The following is a 24,588-nucleotide window of genomic DNA, read 5'->3' on the forward strand; positions in this document are numbered from 1 at the left end:
CCACCCGAACGCGGGTGGGGGCCGGACCTGTTCTGACGGACTAGCTGACCGTCACCGGTTCCTTCTTGTCGTCACCCGGACGGTCGCCCTTCGGCGAGAGCTCGTCCAGGGCGGTGCCCTCGACGTCGAGCTCCGGCAGCCAGCGCAGCGACTTCGGCAGCCACCACGCACGCTCGCCCAGCAGGGCCAGCGCGGCCGGCACGAGCACCATGCGGACCACGAACGCGTCCACGAAGATGCCCACGGCCAGCGCGAACGCGATCGACTTCACGGTCGGCTCACCCGCGGGCACGAAGCCCGCGAAGACCGAGAACATGATCAGCGCCGCGGCCACGACGACGGGGGCCGCCTGCCGGAAGCCCGTGGTGATGGCCTCGATCGGCTTGGCGCCGCGGTGGTGCGCCTCGTGCATCCGGGACACCAGGAAGATCTGGTAGTCCATGGCCAGGCCGAACAGGATGCCGATCACCAGGATCGGCGTGAGGCTGATCAGCGGGCCCGTGCCGTCGAGGTTGACCGCGCCGGCGAGCCAGCCCCACTGGAACACCGCGACGGTGGCGCCCAGCGACGAGCCGATGGTGAGCAGGAAGCCCAGCACGCCGACGAGCGGCACCAGCAGCGAGCGGAACACCAGGATCAGCAGGACCAGGGCCAGGCCCACGACCACCGCGAGGTAGATCGGCAGCGCGCGGTCCAGCGACGTGGCCACGTCGACGCTCACGGCCGTGGCGCCGGTGACGTAGGCCTTGCCGCCGTCCAGGTCCGCCAGCTCGGCGCGCAGGTCGGCGACGAGCTGCTCGGTCTCCGTGCTGTCCGGGCCGGACTTCGGGATGACCGTGAGCAGCGCGGACCGGCCGTCCTGGCTCGGCTGGGCCGGCGTCACGAGGGCGACGTCGCCCAGCTTCGCGATCGGCTCGGCGGCCTTGGTGGCGGTCGCCGCGGCGCCGTCGCCCTCGACGAGCACGATGATCGGGCCGTTGAAGCCCTCGCCGAAGCCCTGCGCGAGGATCCGGTCGGCGCGCTCCTGCGTGGAGTTCGCCGGCGGCTTCTGGATCAGCGTGGTGTCCATGGACGCCACCGGGATCGAGACGATGCCGAGCGCCACGACCGAGAGCAGCAGCGCGACCACGCGGTTGCGGGTGACGGCACCGCCCCAGGCGCGGATGACGCCGCGGTCCTTGGGCTCGACCGGGTTCTCCGCGGTGGCGGCGCGCTCCTTGCGGGTCAGCACGCGGCGGCCGAGCATGCTCAGCACCGCGGGCACCAGCGTGATGGCGATCAGCACCGCGACGACGATCGTGGCCGCGGCCGAGACACCCATCTGCGTCAGGAACGGGATGTTCGCGATCGCGAGGCCCACCAGCGCGATGACGACGGTCAGACCGGCGGTGACGACCGCGGACCCCGCCGTGCCGACCGCGGTGGCGACGGCGTGGCCGACGTCCGAGCCGCGGCGCAGCTCCTGGCGGTAGCGGTTGATGATGAACAACGCGTAGTCGATGCCGACCGCGAGACCCAGCATCGACGCGAGGATCGGCGTGGTCGACTGGAGGTCCATGAACCCGGTCGCGATGGTGATGCCGAGCGTGCCGATGCCGACGCCGATGCCGGCGCTCAGCAGGTTCATGCCGGCGGTCACGAGCGAGCCGTAGGTAAGCGCGAGCACGACGAGCGCCAGCACGACACCGATCGCCTCGGTGGGACCGCCGACGTGCGGGGTCTCCTGCATCGCGGTGCCGCCGACCTCGACGGTCAGCCCGGCAGCGCGCGCCTTGTCGACCGCCTTGAGCAGGTCGGCGCGCTGCTCGTCGGTGACCTCACCGGGCTTCACGTCGTAGGTGACGGTGCTGTAGCCGACCTCGAGGTCCTTGTTGACGCTCGGCGCCGCGGGGTCGAGCGGGTTCGTCGCCGACCGCACGCCCTTCAGCCCGGACTCGTCGGTCACCAGGTCGGTGATCGTCTTGACGTGCTGCGGCAGCTTTTGCCCGTCGGGCGCCTCGATGACGACGCGGGCGGTGGCGGTCTCACCGGAGCCGAACTTCTCCTGGATCCGCTCGAGCGCGGTCGTCGACTCCTGACCGGGGATGGACATGGAGTTCGACGTCTCGCCGCCCAGCGTGAAGGCGCCGACACCGGAGCCCACGAGCACGAGCAGCCAGATCAGGACGACCAGGAGGCGGTGCCTGTGCGCACCCTTCCCCAGTCTGTAGAGCAGTTTCGCCATGGTGGTCAGGCCTCCCGGTGCCCGAGTGCGTCGTAACAGGTAGCGAGGATCAAGGGGCGCCACGTCGTCTTGTCGCCGCCCCCCTGGTTGGCCAGGAGGGTCAGCACGGCCATGGCGCTGAGCGCGCCGACGATCCGGACGGCGCGCGGAAGCTCTTCTTCGGGCTCGATCACGAACATCTCGTTGAGCAGCAGCTCGTCCTGCGCCTGCTGCGGGTCCTCACCCGGCGCCGTCATCGATCGGAACAGCAGCGAGACCATCCCCGGCCGGTCGAGCGCGTAGTCGGTGAGCAGCTCGACGGACCGCCGTTCCCGCGCGGGCCCCGCCGGCATCCCGGCGACCAGGTCCAGCACGTGCCGGCAGATGACCCTGCTCTGCTCCCAGGCCGCCTCGAACAGGGCGTCCTTGCTCGGGAAGTGGTGCAGCAGTCCGGCCTTGGACAGGCCGACGGCGTCGGCGAGCGACTTCAGGGACGTCTGCTCGAAGCCGTGCCGCGCGAAGAGGGCGGCGGCGGCGTCGAGGATCCTCTCGTCGACCCCGGCCCTGAGCTGTCGTGGCATGGCCTCGACTTTACGACGTTTACCGACCGGTTCGGTAGGTAAACCGACCGATCCGGTCGGTGGCCTTCGTCACTCCGACGGGGGAGCGGGTGCCGAAATCGGATACCCGTGGTGATGAGGAGAAACCACAATGGGCGGATGATCGCGATGCGCGTCGTGGTGGAGGTGACCGGCAGCTACGTCGAGCTGTCCGGACGGATGGAGCGCGACCGGTGCGCGGGTCGAGCCCGGCTGCTGCTCGACGAGGACTTCCGCGTCAGCGCGCCTCTGTGAGAATGGGCCGATGTTCGTCTTCGACGCGGAACTGTGGCTCTGGGACGCCCGCCGCCTGGACACCTGGACCTTCGTCACCCTCCCCGAGGACGTCTCGGACCAGATCCGCGACGTCGCCACGCCCGGTGCGGGCTTCGGGGCGGTCAAGGTGCGCGCGGGCGTCGGCGCCAGCACCTGGTCCACGTCCGTGTTCCCGGACAAGCAGTCCGGGTGTTACGTGCTGCCGGTGAAAGCCGCGGTGCGCAAGAAGAACGACGTCGAACCGGGCGACGTCATCGAGGTGACGGTCGAGCTGGTCTAGCGCGTCCAGTCGATGTCGGCGTAGATCGCGGCGTGGTCGCTGGCCGCGTGCACCTCGCTGGTCATGGTTTCGTAGACGTCCCAACGGTTCTTGGTCCGCGGCCCGCGCCACACGCCCTTGCGGAACACGCCGCCGCCGACGGCCTTGGCGAACAGCGGTGGGGTGAGCAGGACGTAGTCGATCTTGCCCTTCTCGTTCACGCCCCGGTACGTGCCGAGGCGGTGGTCCCAGTCGAAGTTCTCGTGCTCGCTGATGTCGCGCAGGCCGGTCCGCGCGAACAACGGGCGCAGGGCCTCGCTGTCGGCCGTGTCGTTGAGGTCGCCGACGACGGCGATGTGCTCGTGGCCCTCGTCGCGCAGGCGGTTGACGACGCGGGCGATCCGCACGGCCTGGCGGAAGCGGCGGCGGGCGCCGATCGGGTCGCCGGGAGCGCCGTAGCCCTTGGACTTCAGGTGGTTCACGAGGACGACGACCTCGGGGCCCGCCGGGGTGCGGACGTGGTACTCCGCGCAGTCGCGGGAGAAGACGACACCGGACTTGTCCCGCGCGTACACGTGCGTGCGGATGGTGATGACCTCGTGGCCGTCGCGGGTCAGCAGGCCCACGTTGATGCCGCGTTCGTCGTTGCCGTCGATGAGGTGGACCTCCTCGTACGGGGTCCAGCCGACGTGCTTGAGCATGCTGGCGGAGAACAGGTGCAGCAGCTCGCGCGACTCCGCCTCGACGACACCGAGGACGTGGGCGCCGACGTCGCGCATCACCTGGGCCGTGTGGCGCGTCGCGAGCTCGCTGATGGGTTCGGTGGTGAGCTCGACCCAGCCGACCCACGACTCGCGACCGCTTGCCACGACAGAGGTTTCGCCGGTGCGGTGCCGCGCGAGGAAACGGCCGCGGATGCGGCGCAGCACCGCGTACTTGCTCCTGTCGCCGCGCAACAGCTCCAGCGTCGCGAGGTGTTCCTTGAGCTCTTCCTTGACCTCGGGGGAGTAGGTGTCGCACGCGATCAGCTCGTTGAACCGGGCGTGGGCGGCCAGAACCGGGGCCGCGTGCCTGGTGGCGCCGCGGCCCATCACCTTGGGGCGTTCGAACATGTTCTCCACGTTGAACGACCCGATCCGGGTGGTGCTCACGGATCCAGGGTCGCATGTGGATGCTCGTCGACGCCCTGGTCCGTGCGGGTGGTCTTCGGCGACGGGAAGGCGCTGGTCACCGGGCTTTCCGGTGAACCAGCGGTGAACCGGGAGCTCAGACCCGGCTCAGCTGCCGGCCGCTCTCGATCAGCTCGTCGGCGAACGAGTCGAGCGCCCGCGCGAAGTCGCGCTGGTCCGGTTCCTCCCAGTCCCGCAACTGTTCCAGCAGCCAGCGCCGCCACGCCTGCACCAGCAGCGTGAACACCTCCGCGCCCGGGTCGGTGAACCGGTAGCCGTCGTCGTCGAACGCCAGGTGCCCCGACCGCACCAGCGCCTGCGCGGTCGGTTCGAAGATGCCGCCGGGCACCCCGGTCATCTCGGCGATCTCGGCGAGCGTGGCCACGCCGTCGTCCGTCGACGCCTTGTAGACGCGGCCGAGCAGCCACGCCTGTTCCAGCGGCAGGCCGACGCCGGAACGCCGGAGCACGGCCGCGCCGGGGTCGCCGCCGGACCGGGCGACGACCCCGGACACCAGCTTCCGCAGCTCGTCGTAGGAGTTCGACGGCGGCGCGGCGAAGCTCTCGCCCACGCCGTTGTTGCCGGCCGCCGCGGCCCGCGAGGTGTCGCGCAGCTGCACCTGCGGCAGGAAGAACGCCACCGCCAGCGCGACGAGCCCGATGGGCGCCGCGATGAGGAACATCGTCTGCACGGTCTCGGCGTACCCGGTGACGATCGGCGCCTTGATCGCCTCGGGCAGCGCGTGGACGGCGGCCGGGCTCGCGATGGCGCGCGGGTCGACGCCCGGCGGGACGACCAGGTTCGTCGGCAGCTGGCCGGCGTAGATCGTGCCGAAGATCGCCACGCCGAACGAGCTGCCCATCGTGCGCAGGAAGCTGATGCCGGACGTCGCGACGCCGAGGTCGCTGTAGTTGGTGGTGCTCTGCACGACGATCACCGGCACCTGCATGACCAGTCCGATGCCCGCGCCGAGCACCACCATGAACGCGCCCATCTCCCAGTAGCTGGTCGAGGCGTCCAGGAAGGACAGCAGGAACAGGCCGGTCGACAGCCCGACCGAACCGGCGAGCGGGAAGACCCGGTACCTGCCGGTGCGGCTGATGGCGTTGCCCGTCAGCAGCGCGGTGGCCATGAGCCCGGCGATCAGCGGCAGCATCCACAGCCCGGACGACGTGGCCGACTCGCCGCGCACGTACTGGAGGTAGATCGGCAGGTACGTGATGCCGCCGAGCATCGCGAACCCGACGACGAAGCTCAGGATGCCCGACACCGTGAACACCCTGCTGCGGAACAACCTCATCGGCAGCATCGGCTCGGCCGCGCGCTGCTCGACGAGCACGAACGCCACCAGCAGCACGACCGACCCGGCGGCCATCAGCAGGATGGTCGGCGACGTCCACGGGTACTCGGTGCCGCCCCAGCTCGTGACCAGCGTCAGCCCGGTCGCCGCCAGCGCGATCAGCGCGATGCCCGCGTAGTCGATCCTCGGCCGCGCGTCGGTCCTGATCGTCGGCAGGGCGGCCAGCGCCACGCACACGACGGCGATGCCGAGCGGGATGTTCACGTAGAACGCCCAGCGCCAGCTCAGGTGGTCGACGAACAGCCCGCCGAGCAACGGACCGGCGACCGTCGCGATGCCGAACACCGCGCCCGCGAAGCCCTGGAACTTGCCGCGTTCCTTCAACGGCACGACGTCCGCGATGATCGCCGTCGAGGTGACCATCAGGCCGCCCGCGCCCAGGCCCTGCACCGCGCGGAACGCGATGAGCGTGCCCATCGACTCCGACCAGCCCGCGAAGAACGAGCCGACCAGGAACAGCACGACGCTGACCACGAACGTCCTCTTGCGCCCGTAGAGGTCGCCGAACTTGCCGATCAGCACCGTCATGATCGTCTCGGCGAGCAGGTACGACGTCACCACCCACGACAGGTGCGCGCCGCCGCCCAGGTCGGCCACCATCGTCGGCAGCGCGGTCGACACGATCGTCTGGTCGAGCGCGGCCAGCAGCATGGCGAGCAGGACGGCCGCGACGACCAGGTTCCGGCGGCGGGTGTCGATCATCTCGGGCACGCTGGGGATGATCGCGCAGGTTGGGCGACCTCGCAGGGGAAGGGACACGGGTGGGGACCAGGGCGGCGCTGGTGGTGTTCGGGGACGCGCGGACGGTGCCGCGCGACGGTGTGCCGGACCGGTCGGCGGCGGAGGCGGTGGTCCGCGCGCTGCGGCCGGGCTGCACCGTCGAGCCGGTCGAGGACGGTGTGCTGGCCGACGACCTCTGCCCGCCCGACGGGTTCACGTACGTGGCGGTGTTCCCGGGCGCCACGATCGTGTGCGATCGGGAGCTCGCGACCGTACCGGTGGCCGAGCACGTGCTGGAGTACGCCGACGACCGGCCGTTGGTCGTGTTCGCCCAGGACTCCGGCCTGCTCGCGTTCGCCGAATGGGCGGCCGACGGCACGCTGCTGCGCTCGCACGCCGGGTCGCACGACAAGCGCGAGCTCGCCGGCGCCGTGGCGGCGGAGATGGTCGGCTTCACGGCGGAGAGCGCGCCGGGCGTCCTGCTGCACGGGTTCCGGGTGACCGCGCAGGGCGGGCCCAAACGCGAAACCGCGACGGACACCGCGATCGCGCAGGGGGTGCCGTCGGAGACGGCGTCGGCCCGCCGGACGGTTTAGGGTCGGGGCAGTTCACCCCCCAGGAGGCCGTCTTGATCTTCATCACCGCCAAGTTCCGCGTCCTGCCCGAGCACGCCGAGGCGTGGCCGGAGATCAGCAGGCCCTTCACCGAGGCCACCCGCGCCGAACCCGGCTGCCTGTGGTTCGACTGGTCGCGCAGCCTCGACGACTCGACCGAGTACGTGCTGGTCGAGGCGTTCCGGGACGGTGACGCGGGCGGTGAGCACGTCGGTTCGCAGCACTTCAAGAAGGCCCAGTCGGAGCTGCCGCAGTACCTCGCGGAGACACCGCGCATCGTCAGCCAGTCGGTCGAGCAGGACGACTGGTCGCGGCTCGGCGAGATGGAGGTTCCGCCACGCGGGTGAGCCCGGCCCGCAACGGTTGGCGCGTGCCGCGCCCGCGATGAGGATGACGCCATGGACGCCTTCGTGGAGCTGTCCGCCGAGCTGACCGGGTTCTCGGTGGAGGAGCTGAGGTCGACCGGACTGGTCGAGCAGTACCGCGCGCTCGCCGAGGGCGCGCCGGACGCCGAGATCATCCAGCTCTGGTACACCGGCGAGTGGCGCGGGACGATCCCGAGCTCCCGCGCCTACGCCGAGGGCCTCGCCTGGAAGGCCGCCGGGGTCGCCGCGCCGGGCACCAGGGGCCCGGGCTTCGGCAGCTGGGAGCGCAGACCCGCGAGAACGCGGCCGTGAGGGCCGTCGTCGTCGGCGCGGGGTTCGCCGGCTCGCTGGTCGCGAAGGTGCTGGGGGACAACGGGTTCCGCGTGCTGGTGCTGGAGGCGGGTGCCGAGGCCGACCACGACGACGCGGTCGGCAGGTTCCGCACCGCGGTGGTGAAGACGCCGCTCGTGCCGTTCCGCCGGACCGCCGCCGCGCCGTCGAGCGACTACGTGGTCGACACCGGACCGCACTCGGTCGGCAGCCCGTACCTGCGCATGAACGGCGGCACCGGCACCGCGTGGACCGGCATCACGCCCCGGATGCGGCCCGACGACTTCCGCACCGGCGACCTCGGCCGCGGCCGCAACTGGCCGCTGTCCTACGACGACCTGGAGCCGCACTACCGCGCGGCGGAGTGGGAGATCGGGATCGCGGCCGACGCCGACGAGCAACGGCAGCACGTCCCCGTCGCCGAGGGCTACCGCTACCCGATGCACGCCCTGCCCCGCACGTTCCTCGACGACGCCATCGCGTCCGTTGTGGACGGTCGGCGCATCGACGGCCGCGAGCTGCTCGTCGTCGGCACACCGCAGGCGCGCAACGGTGTCCCGGTCGACGGCTACCGCCCGGACGGCGCCCTCTGCGCCGGGTTCGCGAGCTGCGTGCCGGTCTGCCCGGAAGGCGCCAAGTACACGCCGCACCGGACACAGAAGCGGTGGTCCTCCACGGTGGAACTGCGCACGCGCTGTGTCGTGGACCGCGTGCACGCCGACGAGTCCGGCCGCATCACCAAGGTCAGCTACCAGCGCTACGAGGACGACACGACCGGCGCGCACACCCGGCACGAGGTGGAGGCCGACGTCGTCGTCCTCGCCGCGCACGCGATCGAGAACGCCAAGCTGCTGCTGATGTCCGGGCTCGCGAACAGCAGCGGCCAGGTCGGCCGCAACCTCATGGGCCACCCGGTGCTGCTGACGTGGGCGCTGATGCCGCACCCGGTCGGCCCGTTCCGCGGGCCGGGCTCGACGACCGGCATCGAGACGTTCCGGTCGGGTCCCGAACGCGCCGCGCGGGCGCCGTTCCGCATCGAGATCGGCAACTGGGGCTGGGGCTGGTCGGCGGGCAGCCCCGGTTCGGACACGGCCGAGCTCGTCGCGGCGGGCCTGCGGGGCGAGGCGCTGCGCAGGGCGGTGGGGGAGCGGGTCAGCCGCCAGGTCACCCTGCAGATCGAGGTCGAGCAGGAAGCCGACCCCGCCAACCGCGTCACGCTCGCGCGGGAGCTCGACGTGCTGGGCAACCCGCGGCCGTCCGTCCACTACGCACTCTCGGACTACGTCAAGGACGGTCTGCTGGCGGCGAAACGGGTGTCGGACCGGCTGTTCGAGATGCTCGGCGCCGAGGACTTCACCGCGTACGAACCGGACGACGGGCACTACTTCGAGCACGACGGCGAACCGCTGCGGTACTGGGGCGCCGGGCACAGCGGCGGCACGCACGTGATGGGCACGTCACCGCGCGACTCCGTGGTGGACCAGTGGCAACGCTGCTGGGACCACCCCAACCTGTACGCGGTGGGCTGCGGCAGCATGCCGTCGCTCGGCACGTCCAACCCGTCGCTCACGATGGCCGCGCTCGCCCTGCGCACCGCCGGGCACCTCGTGTCACGCGCGGGCTGAGGGAAGTTCTCTGCAGAATGTCGAAAGCTCCGTGACGTCGATCGACGCAGGGGTGGCGGCGTCCGGACGTCGCCAGTCGACAACGAGGAGAGAGAACATGCGGTTCATGCTCATGCACCGGGTCCCGGAGGACGACCCGTCCGCCTACGAGCCGACCCCGGAGCTCATCGAGCGCATGAACGCGTTCGTCGGGAAGCTGACGGCCGACGGCGTCATGCTCGGCGCCGAGGGCGTGCGGCAGGAAGGCGCGGTCGTGCGCAGGCGCGGCACGGCCATCAGGTCCGTGGACGGGCCGTTCGCCGAGGCCAAGGAGGTCGTCGGCGGGTTCCTGCTGGTCGACGCGAAGGACCTGGCCGAGGCGACGGCGCTCGCGCAGGAGTACATCACGTGCTTCGACGGCGTCGAGGAGATGTCGGTCGAGGTCCGCCGGGTGGCCGAGCTCGAGGACATCGAGCCCTACCTGACCAGGTAGCCGGTCGGGCCGGCCGGTCGACGAGACCGTCGACCGGCCGCAGGCTTTCAGCCCGCGGACCCGCCCGCGGCCAGGCGCATCAGGTCCGAGTCGAAGTCGATGGACAGCTCGGTGCCGCCCGCGCTGCCGAACTCGTGCTGGTAGCGGCCCCACGACTCGTCGCGCACGGTCTTCTCGAACCCGGCGGCCATGAGCGCCACCAGTTCGAGGGCCGCGCGGTCGACGCGCTTGTTGAGGCCGGGGTCCGTCCAGTCCTCGGTGGCCGCGAACAGCGACGTCGGCACCACGACCGTGCGCAGGTAGGCGAACAGGCCGCGCATCTGGTCGTCGACGACGAGCGCGTGCCGCGCGGTGCCGGCGGTCGCGGCGAGCACGACGGGCTTCGCGATCAGCAGGTCGTTGTCGAGGAGCTGGAAGAACGATGTGAACAGGCCGCTCGCGCCCGCCTTGTAGACGGGGGTGCTGGCGACGATGCCGTCCGCGTGCTGCAGCGCGGTGATGGCCTTTTGCAGCTTGGCGCCGACGTGGTTGGACACCAGCGCGTTCGCGATCTCCCCGGCGATCTCGCGCAGCTCGACGGTCTGCACGGCCACCGCCAGCTGCTTCTGCTGCCCGAGGGCGGTGACGCGCTGCGCGACGCGGTCGGCGAGCAGGCGGGTGGACGACGGGTCGCTCGTGCCGGCCGACACCACCACGAGCTGGAACTGTGTGGTCATCTCTCCTCGTTCCCGGCCAGTTTGCCGGTGATCACTGCGAGCTGTTCGAGCTCGTCGGCGGACAGCACGCCCAGCGCGCGGGTGACGCTGCGGGCGTGCGGGCGGCCGATCGCGAGCTGGGTCTCCCGGCCGGCGGGGGTGAGCGACAGGCGCACACCCCTGCGGTCGCCGGGATCGGGGCAGCGGTCGACCAGACCCCGTTCGACCAGGCGGTCGACCATGCGGGACAGGGCGGGCTGGCTCAGCAGCACGTGCCGGTTGAGCTCGCTCATCCTGAGCGGGCCGCCGCACTTGGACAGCTGGTAGAGCACGTCGTACTCCCGCATGGTCAGGTCGCCCCAGACGTCCTCCGCGTTGAACTGCTTCATCAGCACGGCGTAGGCCTTCATCAGGGACTCCCACGCCTCGTTCGCACGGGTCACGGTCTTACTCGGCGTCCTGGTAGGGCGAGCCGCCCGTGACGTTGTCGCCGCGGTTGGCGTTCGGCTTCGGCTGACGCGCGGGCTTGTCGCCGTACTTGTCGCGGATGCGGCCGGCGTGCGTCGGCGGCTTGGCGGTCTCCGGGTCCTGCCGCGACTCCATCTCCTTGCGCAGCACGGGAACCACCTCCTCGCCCAGCAGGTCGAGCTGGTTCAGCACCATCTTGAGCGGCAGCCCGGCGTGGTCCACCAGGAACATCTGGCGCTGGTAGTCGCCGAAGTGCTCGCGGAAGGTCAGCGTCTTGTCGATGACCTCCTGCGGGCTGCCGACCGACAGCGGCGTCTGCTCCATGAAGTCCTCCATCCGCGGCCCGTGGCCGTAGACGGGGGCCTCGTTGAAGTACGGGCGGAACTCGTCGAGCGCGTCCTGCGAGCGCTTGGCGATGTACGCCTGGCCGCCGAGTCCGACGATCGCCTGCTTCTCCGTGCCGTGGCCGTAGTGCGCGTACCGCTGCCGATAGAACTTGATCAGCCGCATGTAGTGCTCCTTCGGCCAGAAGATGTTGTTCGCGAAGAAGCCGTCGCCGTAGTAGGCGGCCTGCTCCGCGATCTCCGGCGTGCGGATCGACCCGTGCCACACGAACGGCGGCACGTCGTCGAGCGGCCGCGGCGTGGAGGTGAAGCCCTGCAACGGGGTGCGGAACTTGCCCTCCCAGTCCACGACGTCCTCGCGCCACAACCGGTGCAGCAGGTTGTAGTTCTCGAGCGCCAGCGGCAGGCTCTGCCGGATGTCCGCGCCGAACCACGGGTAGACCGGGGCGGTGTTGCCGCGGCCCAGCATGAGGTCCATGCGGCCCTTCGACAGGTGCTGGAGCATCGCGTACTCCTCCGCGATGCGCACCGGGTCGTTCGTGGTGATGAGCGTCGTCGCGGTGCTGACGATCAGCTTCCTGGTCCTGGCCGCGATGTGGCTGAGCAGCGTCGTCGGCGCGGACGAGAAGAACGGCGGGTTGTGGTGCTCGCCGATCGCGAACACGTCGAGCCCGACCTCCTCGGCCTTCTCCGCGATCTGCACGATCGCGTCGATCCGCTCGGCCTCGCTCGGGGTCTCGCCGCTCACCGGGTCCCTGGTGATGTCACTCACCGAGAAGATTCCGAACTGCACGGTCCCCGCCTCCTTCGATCCTCGTGATTCATGCGTTTGCATCTACCTTAACGCACAGGGGTGCGAGCTATTCCCGTCGCGCCGGTCACAGCGAGGTGGAGACGAGTGCCGCCGCCGCGCCGGGGTCGAGCGCCCAGCCCCGTTCGTAGGCCGGGGCGAACTCGGCACCGCCGCGGCGGGCGAGGTCCGCGATCCGCGGGTCGGTCCTGTCGTGCGCGCCCCGCAGCCGGGCGGCCGCCCCGAGGAGCACGGCCGGCTCGGGGTCCCGACCGCGTGCGCACGCCAGTTCGGCGGCGGTCACCGCGACCGTCGACAGCACCGGGAGCTCCTGGGAGGCCAACGCCGCCGCGTGCGCTTCCCGCAACGCCGCTCGCGCACCCGGCACGTCGTCTCGTGCCAGGCACAACGCCGCCAACGCCGTGCACGCCGACGTCCTCGTGCGGTGCGAGACGTCGCCGGACGAGATCCGCGCGCCGCCGAGCACGGCGCCCGCCCGGTCCAGGTCGCCGAGCCCGGTCAGGAGGTCCGCCTCCGCGGCGGCGACGAGCACCCGCAGGTCCGCGGACGACGTGTGCGACGCGCGTTCCGCGGCGGACCGGACCAGCCCGGCGGCTGTTGTGGTGTCGCCACGGCGTTGGTGGAGGTCGGCCCAGCGCAGGTCGCCCAGCACCTGGTCGCCGAGGTGGGGCGGGCCGAACCCGGCCGCCAGCGCGTCCGCCTCGCGCAGGTCGGCCGCCGCGCCGTCGAGGTCGTCGTAGCGCCGCAGGTGGGCGCGCATCGGCAGCACGGCCGCCCGGCCCCACCGGTCGCCCGCCCGGTCGAACCGGGTCAGGGCCGCCTCCACGTGCCCGCGGGTCTCGTCGCAGCTGCCCGAGTTCTCGGTGATCTCCGCCAGGAAGAGGTGGGCCAGCCCGGCGAGCCAGCCGTCGCCGCCGGCCAGGTCCGCGAAGACGGCGGGAGCGGACGCGTCCTGCTGCAGGAAGAGCAGGACCGGGCCCAGGACGCGGTGGTGGCCGGGCAGCTCCGGGTGGGCGAGCAGGCGGCCGGCCAGCGCGCGCATCTCCCGGCCGTCGGCCGCGGCCTCCTGCGCCGTCCTCGCCGAGACCGGGTCCGCCCGGTTGAGCAGGTGGGCTGCGCGGGCGCAGTCGCGTTGCGCCGACGGCACTCCGCCGGGCACCGCCAGCACCTCGGCGAGCCAGTGTCCCGCGTCGGCGTGCCGGCCGGACATCTGCCAGTACCAGGCCAGGTGCACCACGAGGGCGACCGCGCCGGTGGAGTCACCGGTCGCGCAGAGGTGGCGCAGGGCCGCGACCGCGTTGTCGTACTCGGCGCCGATGACCTCCAGCGCGGCGTGCTGGCGCGGTCCGCGCAGCTCGGGATCGTGCCGTGCCACCAGGTCGGTGACGTGGGCGGCGGCCAGGTCCCGCACGGCACGGCCGTCGGTCAGGCGAGCGGCGCCGTACTCGCGGATCGTGTCGAGCATCCGGTAGCCGCCCGGCACGAGCTGGAGCAGCGACCGGTCGACCAGGGCGGCGAGCAGGTCGGGAACGTCGGCGGGCGGCACGGTGGTGCCGGCGCGGACGGCGGTGGCCGAGGCGGCGGTGACACCGCCCGGCAGCACGGCGATCCGTTCCGCGACGACGCGTTCGGGCTCGGTCAGCAGGTCCCAGCTCCAGGCGATGACGGCGCTGAGCGTGCGGTGCCGGGGCGACGCGCTGCGGGACCCGGTGCCGAGCAACCGGAACCGGTCGGACAGCCCCGCGGCCAGGTCGGGCAGTGACAGGGTGCGCAACCGGGCGGCGGCGAGCTCCAGCGCCAACGGCAGGCCGTCGAGGCCGCGCACCAGCCGCAGCACGTCCGCCCGCGTGGTGGCGTCGAGGGCGAAGCCCGGTCGCACGGCGGCGGCGCGTTCGGCGAAGAGCCGGACCGAGGGTGCTTCGGTGTCGTCCTCCTCGCCGGGCAACGGGAGTGGGCCCAACGGCACGAGCGCCTCGCCGTCGACCGCGAGCGGCGCGCGGCTGGTGGCGAGCACCCGCAGTCCCGGGCAGCGGGGCAGCAGCGCCGAGACGAGGTGGGCCGCGGCGTCGACCACGTGCTCGCAGTTGTCCAGCAGCAGCAACGCCTCCCGGCCGCCGAGCTCCCCGGCGAGGGTGGCCGGCGCGTCGCCGCCGGGCCGGCCGCGGGGGGCGAGCACGCCACCGCCGCGCAGCCCGATCGCGGCGAGCACGGCGGCGGCCGTCTTCTCCTGCTCGGTGACGGACGCGAGGTCGACGAACCAGGCCCCGTCGCGGTGGTCGGCCTCGTGGCGGCGACCGGCTTCCAGGGCCAGCCGGGTCTTCCCGGCGCCGCCGGGGCCGAGGACGGTGACGAGGCGTCCGGTGGCGAACAGGTCCGCGATCCTCGCCAGGTCGTGCTCCCGTCCGACGAAGCTCGTCAGCGGGGCGGGCAGGCGGGACCGCGCCGGCTGCCGCGGGACCGGGCGCAGCAGCCGCAGGTGGCGTTCCCGCAACGCGGTGCCGGGGTCGGTGCCGAGGTCGTCCGCGAGGCTTGCGCGAGTCCGTTCGTAGACGGCCAGCGCTTCCGCCTGCCGTCCCTGCGCGGCGAGCGCGTCCATGAGCACCGCGGCCGCCCGCTCGTGTCCGGCGGGCACCCCGGCCAGTCCCGCCTCCGCCGCTTCCGGACGTCCCAGCGCCAGTGCGGCGTCGGCCAGGTCGACGACCGCCTCCACCGAGATCCGCGCCAGCCGGGTCGCGACGGCCGGTGCGACCGCGGCGACCACCGGCGGTTCGGCACCGTGCCGGTCGCCCCACAACGCCACGGCTTCCGCGAGCACGGCGTGCGCGGCTTCCACGGCACCGGCCCGCAGCCGTTCCCGTCCGGAGGCGGCGAGCTGCTCGAACCGCAGCGCGTCCACGTCGGCCTCGGCCACGGCGAGCCGGTAGCCGCCGGGAGCCTGCGCGACGGCGCCCGTGTCGGCGAGGGCCCGGCGCAGCCGCGACACGAGGGTCTGCAGGGCGGAGGCGGGCCCGGACGGCGGGTCCTCCGGCCAGATCGCGTCGACCAGCGCACCCGGCTCGACCGCGCGGCCACCGGCGAGCGCGAGCCGCACGAGCAGTCCGCGCAGCCGCGCGCCGGGAACGGCGAGCACGACGTCATCCCGCGCCACCCGGAACTCGCCGAGCAGCGCGACGCGCAGCCGCGCACTCCCGTCCACCGCCCGATCTTCGCGCGTCCGCCCGCACCGGCTCGACCCAGGGCCGTGCCGGGGTCGTGTCAGTGCCGTGTCGGGGCTGTGTGCGTGCGGTGCTCGTCCGGTGTCAGCGCCTCCGTCCAGGCTTCGCCGTACAACCTGAGGAGTGATCTTGACCGACACCGAGCTCGAACCGGCGGTCCGCCGCACCGCCGCGCCGAAGCGCCGCGCGGGCACGACGTTGATGGCGAGCAGCATCGTCTACCTGACCGCGGAGCTCATCGCCGCCGCGGCGTGGTCCGACCCGCCCTACAGCTACACGCACCACTTCATCAGCAACCTCGGCGTGCACGGCCCGACGACCGCGTTCGGCCAGTTCATGTACTCACCGCTGTGGTGGGTGATGAACACGGGGTTCTTCCTGTTCGGCCTGGTCAGCCTGACCGCCGTGCTCCAGCTCGGCGCACTGCCGGGCCGGCGTCGCGCGCCGCTGGTCATCACGGCCGTGGTGCTGGCGGCGGGAGGCGTCCTGCTGGCGTTCTTCCCCGGATCCGGCGACACGACGGACGGCGCGACCGACCTGCACGGCATCGGCGCGTTCATGGCGTTCGCCGGCGGCAACGTGCTGGTGGTCCTGCTCGGCCGGCGACGGGAGGCTCTCGGCCTGTCCCGCCGCCTGGGCAGGGGGCTCGTGGCGGCCGGGGTGCTCGGCTTCGTCTCGCTGGCGGGGTACATGACCGTGCTGTCGATCGGCGCCGGTGTGCTGATCGGTCTCGTCGAGCGCGGTGTCGTCTACCCGTTCCTGATCGGGTTCCTCGTCGTCGGCGCGGCGTTGCGCCGCGGGGTCTAGACGCTGCGCAGCACCGACACGACGACGCCGAGGACCACGGCCCGGTCGCCGTCGATCACGGGGTAGGCGGCGTTGCGCGGCTCCAGGTACACGTGACCGTTGCGGCGCTGGTAGACCTTGACCGTCGCCTCCTCCTCGATCATCGCGGCGACGATCTGCCCGCTGTGCGCCTCGTGCGTCTGCCGGACCACGACCGTGTCGCCGTCGCAGATCGCCGCGTCGATCATCGAGTCGCCCCGCACGCGCAGCGCGAAGACGTTGCCGCCGCGCCCGACGAGCGTGCGGGGCAGGCTCAGCACGTCGTCCACGTGCTCCACGGCCGAGATCGGCGCGCCGGCGGCGATGTCACCGACGACAGGGACGGACACGGAGTCCTCGGAGGACGGTGCCGAGGCCGGCTCGCCGAGGAAGACCCGCACGTCCATCGGCCGCGTCACGGAGGGGCCGCGCTTGAGGAAACCCCTGTCCTCCAACGCCGCCAGGTGCTTCGACACCGACGACGAGGACCGGAGCCCGACCGCCTCGCCGATCTCGCGGGTGCTGGGGGAGTAGCCGTGCTCGACGACCCAGTCGCGGATGGCGACGAGGATCTTCTGCTGGCGTTCCGGCAGCACCGTGGTGTCGAGGTCGAGGTCGTCGTAGGCGGTCACCGGGACGATCTTAGTCGTCACCCGTTCGTGGACGGCCGACGCGCGCCGCGAGCACCTCGCGGTCGGCCTGGTCGCGGGTCTCGTCGCGGGCGGACCACCGGGGTTCGCCGCCGGCCTCGGTGAACGCGGTCAGCGCCTCGACCAGGCCGTGCCGCAGGTCCTCCGGCATGCGCGCCACGATCGTGCCGATCTCGGCGCGGCGGCGGGCCATGACCTCGCCGACGACGCGGCGGCCCTGGTCGCTCGCGACCACGACGACCTCGCGCCGGCTCACGGGGCTGGGCTCGCGTTCGGCCATCCCGGACGCGATCAGGCGGTCGATCATCCGCTTGGCCGTGGACGGGTTGACCTCCAGCAGGTCGGCGAGCGCGGTGAGGCTCATCGGCCCGCGGCTGTCGAGCAGCACCACCATCCGGAACTGCGGCAGCGTCAGCGTCTCCTCGACGGCGGCCAGCGAGCGCGCCGACACCGCCACCAGCAGGCGGGACGCGGTCAGCACCGCGTCGGTCAGGTCGTCGACGTCGCTCATCGGTCCAGTCTGGCAGGATGGCCTCCGGTAACGAAGAGATAACCATTGCAGTGTGCAACGGTCGCGGTGCCGCCTTCCGTCCGTACCTCCCGGCATGCGGATACTCCTCCTCGCTCTGGTCGCATCGCTGCTGGGCGCGACGCCCGCGCTCGCGCAGCAGGACCTGGGGCCCGACTACGTGCAGACCCGGTTCGGCCCGATGGGCCCGGCCGGACGGGACCTGCTGCAGAAGGTGGCGCTCGCCGGTCTGTGGGAGGGGCCCGCCGGGCGGATGGGCCTGGAGAAGTCGGCCAGCCCGCTCGTGCGGGAGGCGGGCCGCCACCTGGTCGAGGGCCACGCCGACCTCGACCGCCGGACCGCCGAGCTCGCCCGCACGCTCGGCGTGCAGCTGCCCACCCAGCCCAACGAGGCCCAGCAGGGCTGGCTGGACGAGATGCAGGCCGCTCCCGCGCGCAGCCAGGAGTTCGACCGCGTGTTCGCGAACCGGCTCCGCGCGGCGCACGGCGTGGTCTACAAGTTCCTCGCCACCGTGCGCACCGGCACCCGCAACACGGCGATCCGCGACTACGCCAAGGTCTGCATGGACACCGTGCTCGACCACATGACGGTGCTGGAGGCGACCGGCGTGGTCGACTTCGACGACACCGAGGCGATCCCGCTGGCCCTGGTCGCGCAACCGTCGTCGTCCGCTCCCACCCCGACGCTGCCGCCCCGCGCGCCGCAGGTCACCACGTCACCGCAACGGCAGGACTCCGGCGGTGTGCCGGACGGCCTGCTCGGGCTCGGCGTGGTCACGGCGGCCGTGGCGGGCATCTGGTTGTGGAGCCGGGGCCGCAGCAGCCGCCGCATGCACCCGTAACAGTTCCTCGGCGCCACGCGAGATCCCGGCATGTCCGTGCCACGGCAGTACCCCGGTGTGATGGTCTCCTCGACCTTCGCGGACCTGCGCGAGCACCGGGCGGCGCTGATGGGCGCGCTCCAGGGGCAGCAGCTGTTCCCCGTGGCGATGGAGTCCGACTCCGCCCTGCCCGACGGCACCGTCCTGGACTCGTCGCTGCGCAAGGTGCGCGAGGCCGCCGCGTACGTCGGCATCGTCAGCCACCGCTACGGCGCCGTGCCGGTGTGCGACGCGAACCCGGAGGGCCTGTCGCTGACGCACCTGGAGTACCGCGAGGCCGTGCGCCTGGGCCGCCCGATCCTGATCTTCATCATGAGCCCTGACCACCCGATCACCGTGGCCGACGTCGAACGGGACCCGTCGAAGCAGGCGAAGCTCGACGCGTTCCGCGAGGAGGCGAAGCTCGCGGACGGCGAACTGCAGCGCGTCTACCGCGTCTTCACGAGCCTGGCCGACTTCACCGCCGGCGCCACGCAGTCCGTCGCCGACTTGCGCCGCCTGCTGGGACCGGGCGCCGCGACCCCCGAGCAGTCGCTCTACGCCCGCCCCCGCTACCTCGGCTCGCACGCGTTCGTCGGCCGGCACGAGCAGCTCACGACCCTGAGCGACTGGGCGGGCGAGGCGGAGTCCCGCACGGTGCTGCTGTTCGAGGCGATCGGCGGCACCGGCAAGAGCATCCTGACCTGGGAGTGGATCAACCACTACGCGCCCGGCGTCCGCGACTGGGCAGGCCGGTTCTGGTACTCGTTCTACGAGGCCGGTGCCGTGATGGCCGACTTCTGCCACCACGCCCTGGCGTACACGACCGGCCGCCCGCTGTCCGCCTTCGCCGGTCGCAGCCAGGCCGAGCTGGGCGAGGAGTTGTTGCGGCAGCTGGAATCCCGGCCGTGGCTGCTGGTGCTGGACGGCCTGGAACGCGTCCTGGTCGCCTACCACCGCTTCGACGCGGCCCAGGTGCTCGACGAGGACGCCGGCTCGTCCGACGAGATCGGCGACCGGCACCCGTGCGCGACCATCCGGCCCGAGGACGAGGAACTGTTGCGCCGCCTGGCCGCCGCTGCCCCGTCGAAGATCCTGATCAGCTCACGGCTGGTGCCGCGGGTGCTGCTGAACCAGTCCTCCCAGGCGATTCCCGGTGTCCTGCACCAGAAGCTGCCCGGCCTGCGCCCGGCCGACGCCGAGGCCTTGATGCGCAGCTGCGGGGTGTCCGGTGACGGCCGTTCGATGCGGACCTACCTTCAACGCCACTGCGACTGCCACCCGTTGCTGACCGGGATCGTCGCCGGCCTGGTCAACGACCACCTGCCGGCACGGGGGAACTTCGACGCCTGGTCGGAAGACCCCGAGGCCGGCGGCAGCCTGGACATCGGCGAGCTGAACCTGGTGCAGAAGCGCAACCACGTCCTGCGCCAAGCGCTGGCAGCGCTACCGGACACGAGCCGTCAGCTGCTGTCGACGCTGGCGATGCTGGCCGAGTCGGTGCAGTACGACACCTTGAGCGCGATCTGCCCGCAACTGCCCGACCTCGGGCAGGCGGTGGCGGATCTCGAACGGCGTGGGTTGTTGCAGTACGACTGGCAGTCCAAGGACTACGACCTGCATCCGGTCGTGCGTGGTGTCGCGGCCGGCGATCTGCGCGTGGAGGATCGGCAGATCCTCGGCCAGCACGTGGTCGACCACTTCTCGGCGGACGCGCACGGGCGCTACGCCCACCTGAGAGGCCTCGACGAGCTGCGTGGTCACATGACGGTGGTCCGCACGCTGTTGCACATGGGAAAGCTGAGTGAAGCGTTCAGGGCGTACACCCGAGGGCTGGATGTCGCCCTCCGCGACCTCGAAGCGGCTCCGGAGGTCCTGTCGCTGCTCCGCCCGTTCTTCGGACGTGACTGGGCCGGCAGCCGGCTTCCGCCGCAGGAGCTCGCCTACCTGTGGACCGACCTCGCCAATGCGCTCAACGTGTTGCAGGACTACAGCAAGGCGCTGGAGTTGACCACGGCCGTGATCGGTGCGTACCTGGAATCAGAGGACCTCCATCAGGTCGCCGCCCGGCTGGCGGACGCCGCGGTGTGCCTGACCAACCAGAACCGCTTGGCCCGCGGCTACTTCGTCGCGGAGCTCAGCCGGAAGGTGGGACGTCCGCAGCTCATGAGTGATCTGCAGGTGTACAGGTCGCTGACGAGGATGGGAAGAACGGTCGAGGCCGATGCCGTGTGGACGCACCTGCGCCGGTACCACATCGGAGAGGGCCGGGCCCAGCTCGCGCACGCGGAGCACCGGTTCGATCTCGGGTTGCTCGTCGACCGGGACTTGGACGAGATCAACGAGGAGGGGCATCGGTTCATCATCAGAGGTGTGCACCGGCTGAGGGGACGCCTGCACCTCGAACGGGAGGAGTGGACGGCTGCCGCCGACGAGTTCGACCTGATCATCGGCATGGCACGCCGGGCCGGGGTGCCGAGCCAGTGGGACGAGGGAGCACTCCTGCTGGCGCGCCTGCACCAGGGGCTGCTGCCGGACCCGGCCGCCGAGATCGAGTCGCTGCCGGCCGGTCATCTCCTGCTGCCCGACCTGTGGATCGCCGCCGGTAAACCGAAACGAGCTGTACAGCCCGCGATCGACGCGTACACGTTCGCGTGGGCCGACGGTGAGCCGTACGTCCACCGGTACCTGCTGAACAAGGCCACCCGCATCCTGAACGACCTCGACGTCCCCGTCCCCACCCTCCCGCCCTACGACCCGGCCGAAGACCCCGAACTCCCCTGCGAGGCCCGAGTGAGGGCATACCTGGACAAGGTGCGCTAACGAAACGGCATGTCCTGCCACCCGTTCGGGCTAGATCACGACAGACTGGGGCACGTGGACGGGGAACGCCGGTGGGCGGACAAGGGTGAGGCCATCGGGCACGGTGTGAGCTGGCTGTCGCGGTGGAGTCTGCGGGTGGCGCTGGCGGCGCTCGGCTTCTGGATGGTGTTCTGGCTGATCGGGACGCTGTGGGTGGTCGTGCTGCCCGTGCTGCTCGGCCTGCTGATCACGACGGTGCTGTGGCCGCCTGCCCGCTGGATGATGTCGAAGGGCATGAACGCGGCGCTGGCGGCGACGATCGTGCTGCTCGTCGGGCTGGGGGTGCTGGGCGGGGTCATCGCGGCCATCTCGACGTCGATCGCGTCGGGTGTGCCGGAGATCGCGCAGAGCGCGCAGAAGGCCATCACCCAGCTCCAGGACTGGGCGAGCGGGCCGCCGTTCAACCTCAAGGGCAGCGACCTCGACCGGTTGATCGCCCAGGGCGTCGACCAGGTCAAGTCCAGCATCGGGTCGATCGCCAACGGGCTGCTGACCGGTGCGGGCGCGGTGACGTCCGGGCTGGTGACCGGGGTGGTGGCGCTGCTGCTGGCGTTCTTCTTCGTCAAGGACGGCACGCGGTTCACGCCGTGGCTGCGCGGGGTCGTCGGCGAACGCGCGGGCGGGCACCTCACCACGGTGCTGGAGCGGATCTGGGCCACGCTCGGCAGCTTCATCCGCAGCCAGGCCGCCGTGTCGCTGATCGACGCCGTGTTCATCGGGCTGGGGCTGCTGATCCTGGGGGTGCCGCTCGCGATCCCGCTGGCGGCGCTGACGTTCCTCGGCGGGTTCATCCCGATCATCGGCGCGTTCATCGCCGGCGCGCTGGCCGTGCTGGTCGCGCTCGTCAGCAACGGCCTGACCACGGCGATCATCATGCTCGTCATCGTCGTCGTGGTGCAGCAGGTCGAGGGCAACGTGCTCCAGCCCATCCTCCAGTCGCGCGGCCTGCGGCTGCACGCGGCGGTCGTCCTGCTCGTGGTCACCGCGGGCACTAGCCTGTACGGCATCGCGGGCGCGTTCTTCTCCGTGCCGGTCGCCGCCGCCGTGGCCGTCGTCCTGCGCTACCTGGGCGAGGTCATCGAGGCGAGGTCCGTAAGGAGTACGTCACAACCTGACGGGGATGATCCGGTGGAGACCGAACGTTCTCCTGAGTGATGACCGAGCAGAGGAGAACCACTGTGACGGAGAAGGCTGTTCTCGCGGGCGGCTGTTTCTGGGGCATGCAGGACCTGTTCCGCCGCCACCCCGGCGTCGTCTCCACGAGGGTCGGCTACACCGGCGACCCCGGCACGCCCAACGCGACCTACCGCCGCCACGGCAACCACGCCGAGGCGATCGAGATCGTGTTCGACCCCGAGAAGCTGAGCTACCGGCAGGTGCTCCAGTTCTTCTTCCAGATCCACGACCCGTCGACCCGCAACCGCCAGGGCAACGACATCGGCGCCAGCTACCGGTCGGCGATCTTCTACACCGACGACGCGCAGAAGAAGGTCGCGGAGGAGACGATCGCCGAGGTCGACGCCTCCGGCAAGTGGCCGGGCAAGGTCGTCACCGAGGTGACCCAGGAGTCCGACTTCTGGGAGGCGGAGCCGGAGCACCAGGACTACCTGGAGCGCTACCCCAACGGCTACACGTGCCACTACGTGAGGCCCGAGTGGCAGCTCGGCGAGAGGTAGAGATCGCCGGGTTGCACGTCTCACCCGTGCACGCCTTCGAGGGCCGTCCATCGGACGGCCCTCGAGCCGATCCGGGGCCCGTCGCCCACGACCACGTGGTGGTCCGCGCGGGGCTGGGGATCGTGGGCGACCGGTACTTCAACCACCCCGCGCACCGCGGCGCGGCGGTCACGGTCATCGCGGCCGAGTCGCTCGCACCCTGGCCGGTGGACCCGCTGGTGGCACGGCGCAACGTCGTGCTGCGCGGGTTCGACGTCGACGCCCTGGAGCGCGGCACCGTGTTCAGCCTCGACAGCGGTGACGGGCCGGTGCGGTTCGAGGTCCACCGCCCGGCCAGCCCGTGCGCCTGGATGGACGCGGTGATCGCTCCCGGCGCGTTCAAGGCGTTGCGGGGCAAGGGCGGCAAGCGGTGCGTGCCGCTCGACGACGGGGTGCTGCGCACCGGGAAGGCGTTGCTGGCCGTGGTGACCGCCTAGACCAGGTCGGTCAGCTCGACCCGGCGCAGGAACTCGGCGCGCACCCGGTCCGCCACCGCGTTCACGACCTCCGCGCCGTCCGACGACGGGTCGACGTGCACGCGGAACGGCGGTTTCTCCGCGGCCACGACGGACACGATCGCGTCGGCCACCGCGCCGGCGTCCGCCCACGACGGTTCCAGCTCGGCCAGCTTGACGCCCACCTGGTCCATCAGACCGGGGTAGAGCTCGTCGTAGGCCGACGCGACCTCGGTGTCGGCGGGGGTGCCGCTGTGCGCGAAGTGGTTGGTGCCGCTGGTGAACGCGCCCGGCACGACGATCGTGGTCTCGATGCCGAACCGCAGCAGCTCCGCGCGGTAGGAGACCGCGACCGCGTCCATCGCCGCCTTGGCCGCGAAGTACGGCGCCAGGTACGGGGGAGTGCCGCCGCGCGTCGAGCTCGACCCCACCCACACGACGTGGCCGGAGCGCTGACCGCGCAGGTGCGGCAGCGCGGCGCGGTTGACCCGCTGCGTGCCCAGGACGTTGATGTCGTAGAGCGACGCGTACTGCTCGGGCGTGAACGCCTCCGCGGGGCCGGTGACCATGTGGCCGGCGTTGTGCACCACCACGTCGAGGCGGCCCTGTTCCGCGATGATCGCGGCGATGGCGGCGTCGGCGGACTCCTGCGACTGCACGTCCAAGTCGACGGTGTGCACGTCGGTCTTCTCGGCCGACCCGAACTCGGCGAGCTCGGCGACGGCGGGTGCGTTGCGACCCGTGGTCTCCCGCATGCCCGCGTAGACGGTGTGGCCCGCGAGAGCGAGCTTCCGCACCGCCAGTGCGCCGAAACCGCTGGACGCGCCCGTGACGACGATGACCTCGCCCATCAGATGATGCCTCCGTTCGCACGAATGGTCTGACCGTTGATCCAGCGCGCGGGGCCCGCGAGGAAGGAGACGACCTCGGCGATGTCGCCGGGCTCTCCGATGCGCTCGAGCGGGGCCTGCTTCGCCAGGGTGTCGATCGTGTCCTGGTCCTTGCCGTCCAGGAACAACGCCGTGGCCGTGGGGCCGGGGGCGACGGTGTTCACGGTGATGTCGCGGCCGCGCAGCTCACGGGCCAGCACCAGGGTCAGCGCCTCGACGCCGCCCTTCGACATCGCGTAGGCGCCGTACTGCGGGAAGCGCAGGCCCACGACCGAGGA

Annotated in this window: 25 protein-coding genes; 13 read left to right on the forward strand and 12 right to left on the reverse strand. The window is 71.8% G+C overall.

From position 1 onward, the window contains the following. Positions 1-40: 40 nt before the first annotated feature. Positions 41-2,224 carry an MMPL family transporter gene (locus tag VF330_RS18315; protein WP_330852832.1) on the reverse strand — a complete coding sequence of 728 codons (2,184 nt, stop codon included), beginning with the start codon at positions 2,222-2,224 and terminating at the stop codon, positions 41-43. A 5-nt stretch (positions 2,225-2,229) separates the two neighbouring features. Next, positions 2,230-2,784 (reverse strand): helix-turn-helix domain-containing protein, encoded by a 555-nt coding sequence (locus VF330_RS18320; RefSeq protein ID WP_330852833.1) that lies wholly within the window; start codon positions 2,782-2,784, stop codon positions 2,230-2,232. 138 nt (positions 2,785-2,922) lie between these two features. On the opposite strand from VF330_RS18320, the gene VF330_RS18325 reads away from it, so the two are divergent. Beyond that, entirely contained in the window at positions 2,923-3,057 is a 135-nt protein-coding gene (locus VF330_RS18325; protein ID WP_330852834.1) for a hypothetical protein, read from the forward strand. Positions 3,058-3,067: 10 nt separating this feature from the next. After that, positions 3,068-3,358 (forward strand): DUF1905 domain-containing protein, encoded by a 291-nt coding sequence (locus tag VF330_RS18330; protein ID WP_330852835.1) that lies wholly within the window; start codon positions 3,068-3,070, stop codon positions 3,356-3,358. On the opposite strand, the gene VF330_RS18335 is transcribed toward VF330_RS18330, so the two are convergent. Then, positions 3,355-4,488 carry an endonuclease/exonuclease/phosphatase family protein gene (locus tag VF330_RS18335; RefSeq protein ID WP_330852836.1) on the reverse strand — a complete coding sequence of 378 codons (1,134 nt, stop codon included), beginning with the start codon at positions 4,486-4,488 and terminating at the stop codon, positions 3,355-3,357. The two genes, VF330_RS18330 and VF330_RS18335, sit on opposite strands and share 4 nt — an antisense overlap. Positions 4,489-4,603: 115 nt before the next feature. After that, on the reverse strand, positions 4,604-6,568 hold the full coding sequence (locus VF330_RS18340; RefSeq protein ID WP_330852857.1) for an MDR family MFS transporter: 1,965 nt from the start codon (positions 6,566-6,568) through the stop codon (positions 4,604-4,606). Positions 6,569-6,627: 59 nt separating this feature from the next. Here VF330_RS18340 and VF330_RS18345 point away from each other — a divergent pair, with 59 nt between their 5' ends. The 5 genes from VF330_RS18345 to VF330_RS18365 all read left to right on the forward strand — a co-directional run bounded on the left by VF330_RS18345 (position 6,628) and on the right by VF330_RS18365 (position 9,992). Next, positions 6,628-7,182 carry a DUF6928 family protein gene (locus tag VF330_RS18345; RefSeq protein ID WP_330852838.1) on the forward strand — a complete coding sequence of 185 codons (555 nt, stop codon included), beginning with the start codon at positions 6,628-6,630 and terminating at the stop codon, positions 7,180-7,182. Positions 7,183-7,214: 32 nt separating this feature from the next. Next, positions 7,215-7,547 carry a putative quinol monooxygenase gene (locus tag VF330_RS18350; RefSeq protein ID WP_330852839.1) on the forward strand — a complete coding sequence of 111 codons (333 nt, stop codon included), beginning with the start codon at positions 7,215-7,217 and terminating at the stop codon, positions 7,545-7,547. Between the two features lie 51 nt (positions 7,548-7,598). Beyond that, on the forward strand, positions 7,599-7,877 hold the full coding sequence (locus VF330_RS18355) for a hypothetical protein (RefSeq protein WP_330852840.1): 279 nt from the start codon (positions 7,599-7,601) through the stop codon (positions 7,875-7,877). Then, positions 7,874-9,520, forward strand: a complete 1,647-nt coding sequence (locus VF330_RS18360) for a GMC family oxidoreductase (protein ID WP_330852841.1) — start codon at positions 7,874-7,876, stop codon at positions 9,518-9,520. Before VF330_RS18355 ends, VF330_RS18360 begins: the two co-directional genes overlap by 4 nt. A 97-nt stretch (positions 9,521-9,617) precedes the next feature. Beyond that, on the forward strand, positions 9,618-9,992 hold the full coding sequence (locus VF330_RS18365; protein ID WP_330852842.1) for a YciI family protein: 375 nt from the start codon (positions 9,618-9,620) through the stop codon (positions 9,990-9,992). A 47-nt stretch (positions 9,993-10,039) separates the two neighbouring features. Here the strand turns inward: VF330_RS18365 and VF330_RS18370 are convergent, their stop codons facing one another. The 4 genes from VF330_RS18370 to VF330_RS18385 form a co-directional block, all read right to left on the reverse strand. Further along, positions 10,040-10,708, reverse strand: coding sequence for a CE1759 family FMN reductase (locus VF330_RS18370; protein WP_330852843.1), 669 nt, complete (start codon positions 10,706-10,708; stop codon positions 10,040-10,042). After that, positions 10,705-11,130 carry a MarR family transcriptional regulator gene (locus VF330_RS18375; protein WP_330852844.1) on the reverse strand — a complete coding sequence of 142 codons (426 nt, stop codon included), beginning with the start codon at positions 11,128-11,130 and terminating at the stop codon, positions 10,705-10,707. Before VF330_RS18375 ends, VF330_RS18370 begins: the two co-directional genes overlap by 4 nt. A gap of 4 nt (positions 11,131-11,134) precedes the next feature. Beyond that, positions 11,135-12,292, reverse strand: coding sequence for an LLM class flavin-dependent oxidoreductase (locus VF330_RS18380; protein ID WP_330852845.1), 1,158 nt, complete (start codon positions 12,290-12,292; stop codon positions 11,135-11,137). Positions 12,293-12,377: 85 nt separating this feature from the next. Then, positions 12,378-15,506 carry a BTAD domain-containing putative transcriptional regulator gene (locus VF330_RS18385; protein ID WP_330852846.1) on the reverse strand — a complete coding sequence of 1,043 codons (3,129 nt, stop codon included), beginning with the start codon at positions 15,504-15,506 and terminating at the stop codon, positions 12,378-12,380. Positions 15,507-15,654: 148 nt separating this feature from the next. On the opposite strand from VF330_RS18385, the gene VF330_RS18390 reads away from it, so the two are divergent. Then, on the forward strand, positions 15,655-16,332 hold the full coding sequence (locus VF330_RS18390; RefSeq protein WP_330852847.1) for a DUF998 domain-containing protein: 678 nt from the start codon (positions 15,655-15,657) through the stop codon (positions 16,330-16,332). Here VF330_RS18390 and lexA read toward each other — a convergent pair. Together lexA and VF330_RS18400 are read right to left on the reverse strand one after the other, a co-directional pair. Then, entirely contained in the window at positions 16,329-16,982 is a 654-nt protein-coding gene (gene lexA / locus VF330_RS18395; protein WP_330852848.1) for a transcriptional repressor LexA, read from the reverse strand. The two genes, VF330_RS18390 and lexA, sit on opposite strands and share 4 nt — an antisense overlap. A gap of 10 nt (positions 16,983-16,992) precedes the next feature. After that, the gene (locus VF330_RS18400) at positions 16,993-17,511 is read right to left on the reverse strand and encodes a MarR family winged helix-turn-helix transcriptional regulator (protein ID WP_330852849.1); all 519 of its coding nucleotides are present in this window, start codon (positions 17,509-17,511) and stop codon (positions 16,993-16,995) included. Between the two features lie 94 nt (positions 17,512-17,605). Between VF330_RS18400 and VF330_RS18405 the strand changes: the two genes are divergently transcribed. Genes VF330_RS18405 through VF330_RS18425 form a run of 5 tightly spaced genes read left to right on the forward strand, consistent with a single transcriptional unit; the run spans position 17,606 to position 23,402 of the window. Further along, on the forward strand, positions 17,606-18,370 hold the full coding sequence (locus VF330_RS18405; protein ID WP_330852850.1) for a DUF4142 domain-containing protein: 765 nt from the start codon (positions 17,606-17,608) through the stop codon (positions 18,368-18,370). 30 nt (positions 18,371-18,400) lie between these two features. Continuing rightward, positions 18,401-21,211, forward strand: a complete 2,811-nt coding sequence (locus VF330_RS18410; RefSeq protein ID WP_330852851.1) for a DUF4062 domain-containing protein — start codon at positions 18,401-18,403, stop codon at positions 21,209-21,211. A gap of 54 nt (positions 21,212-21,265) precedes the next feature. Continuing rightward, positions 21,266-22,405 (forward strand): AI-2E family transporter, encoded by a 1,140-nt coding sequence (locus tag VF330_RS18415; RefSeq protein WP_330852852.1) that lies wholly within the window; start codon positions 21,266-21,268, stop codon positions 22,403-22,405. A 23-nt stretch (positions 22,406-22,428) separates the two neighbouring features. Next, on the forward strand, positions 22,429-22,926 hold the full coding sequence (msrA, locus tag VF330_RS18420; protein ID WP_330852853.1) for a peptide-methionine (S)-S-oxide reductase MsrA: 498 nt from the start codon (positions 22,429-22,431) through the stop codon (positions 22,924-22,926). Beyond that, entirely contained in the window at positions 22,905-23,402 is a 498-nt protein-coding gene (locus VF330_RS18425; RefSeq protein WP_330852854.1) for an MOSC domain-containing protein, read from the forward strand. Before msrA ends, VF330_RS18425 begins: the two co-directional genes overlap by 22 nt. On the opposite strand, the gene VF330_RS18430 is transcribed toward VF330_RS18425, so the two are convergent. After that, positions 23,399-24,271, reverse strand: coding sequence for an SDR family NAD(P)-dependent oxidoreductase (locus VF330_RS18430; RefSeq protein WP_330852855.1), 873 nt, complete (start codon positions 24,269-24,271; stop codon positions 23,399-23,401). The genes VF330_RS18425 and VF330_RS18430 overlap by 4 nt on opposite strands. Then, on the reverse strand, positions 24,271-24,588 hold a 318-nt coding region (locus VF330_RS18435; protein WP_330852856.1), incomplete at its 5' end, for an SDR family oxidoreductase. The genes VF330_RS18430 and VF330_RS18435, both read right to left, overlap by 1 nt.

This window comes from Lentzea sp. (assembly GCF_036380075.1).
In the GTDB taxonomy this organism is placed as follows: Bacteria; Actinomycetota; Actinomycetes; order Mycobacteriales; family Pseudonocardiaceae; genus Lentzea.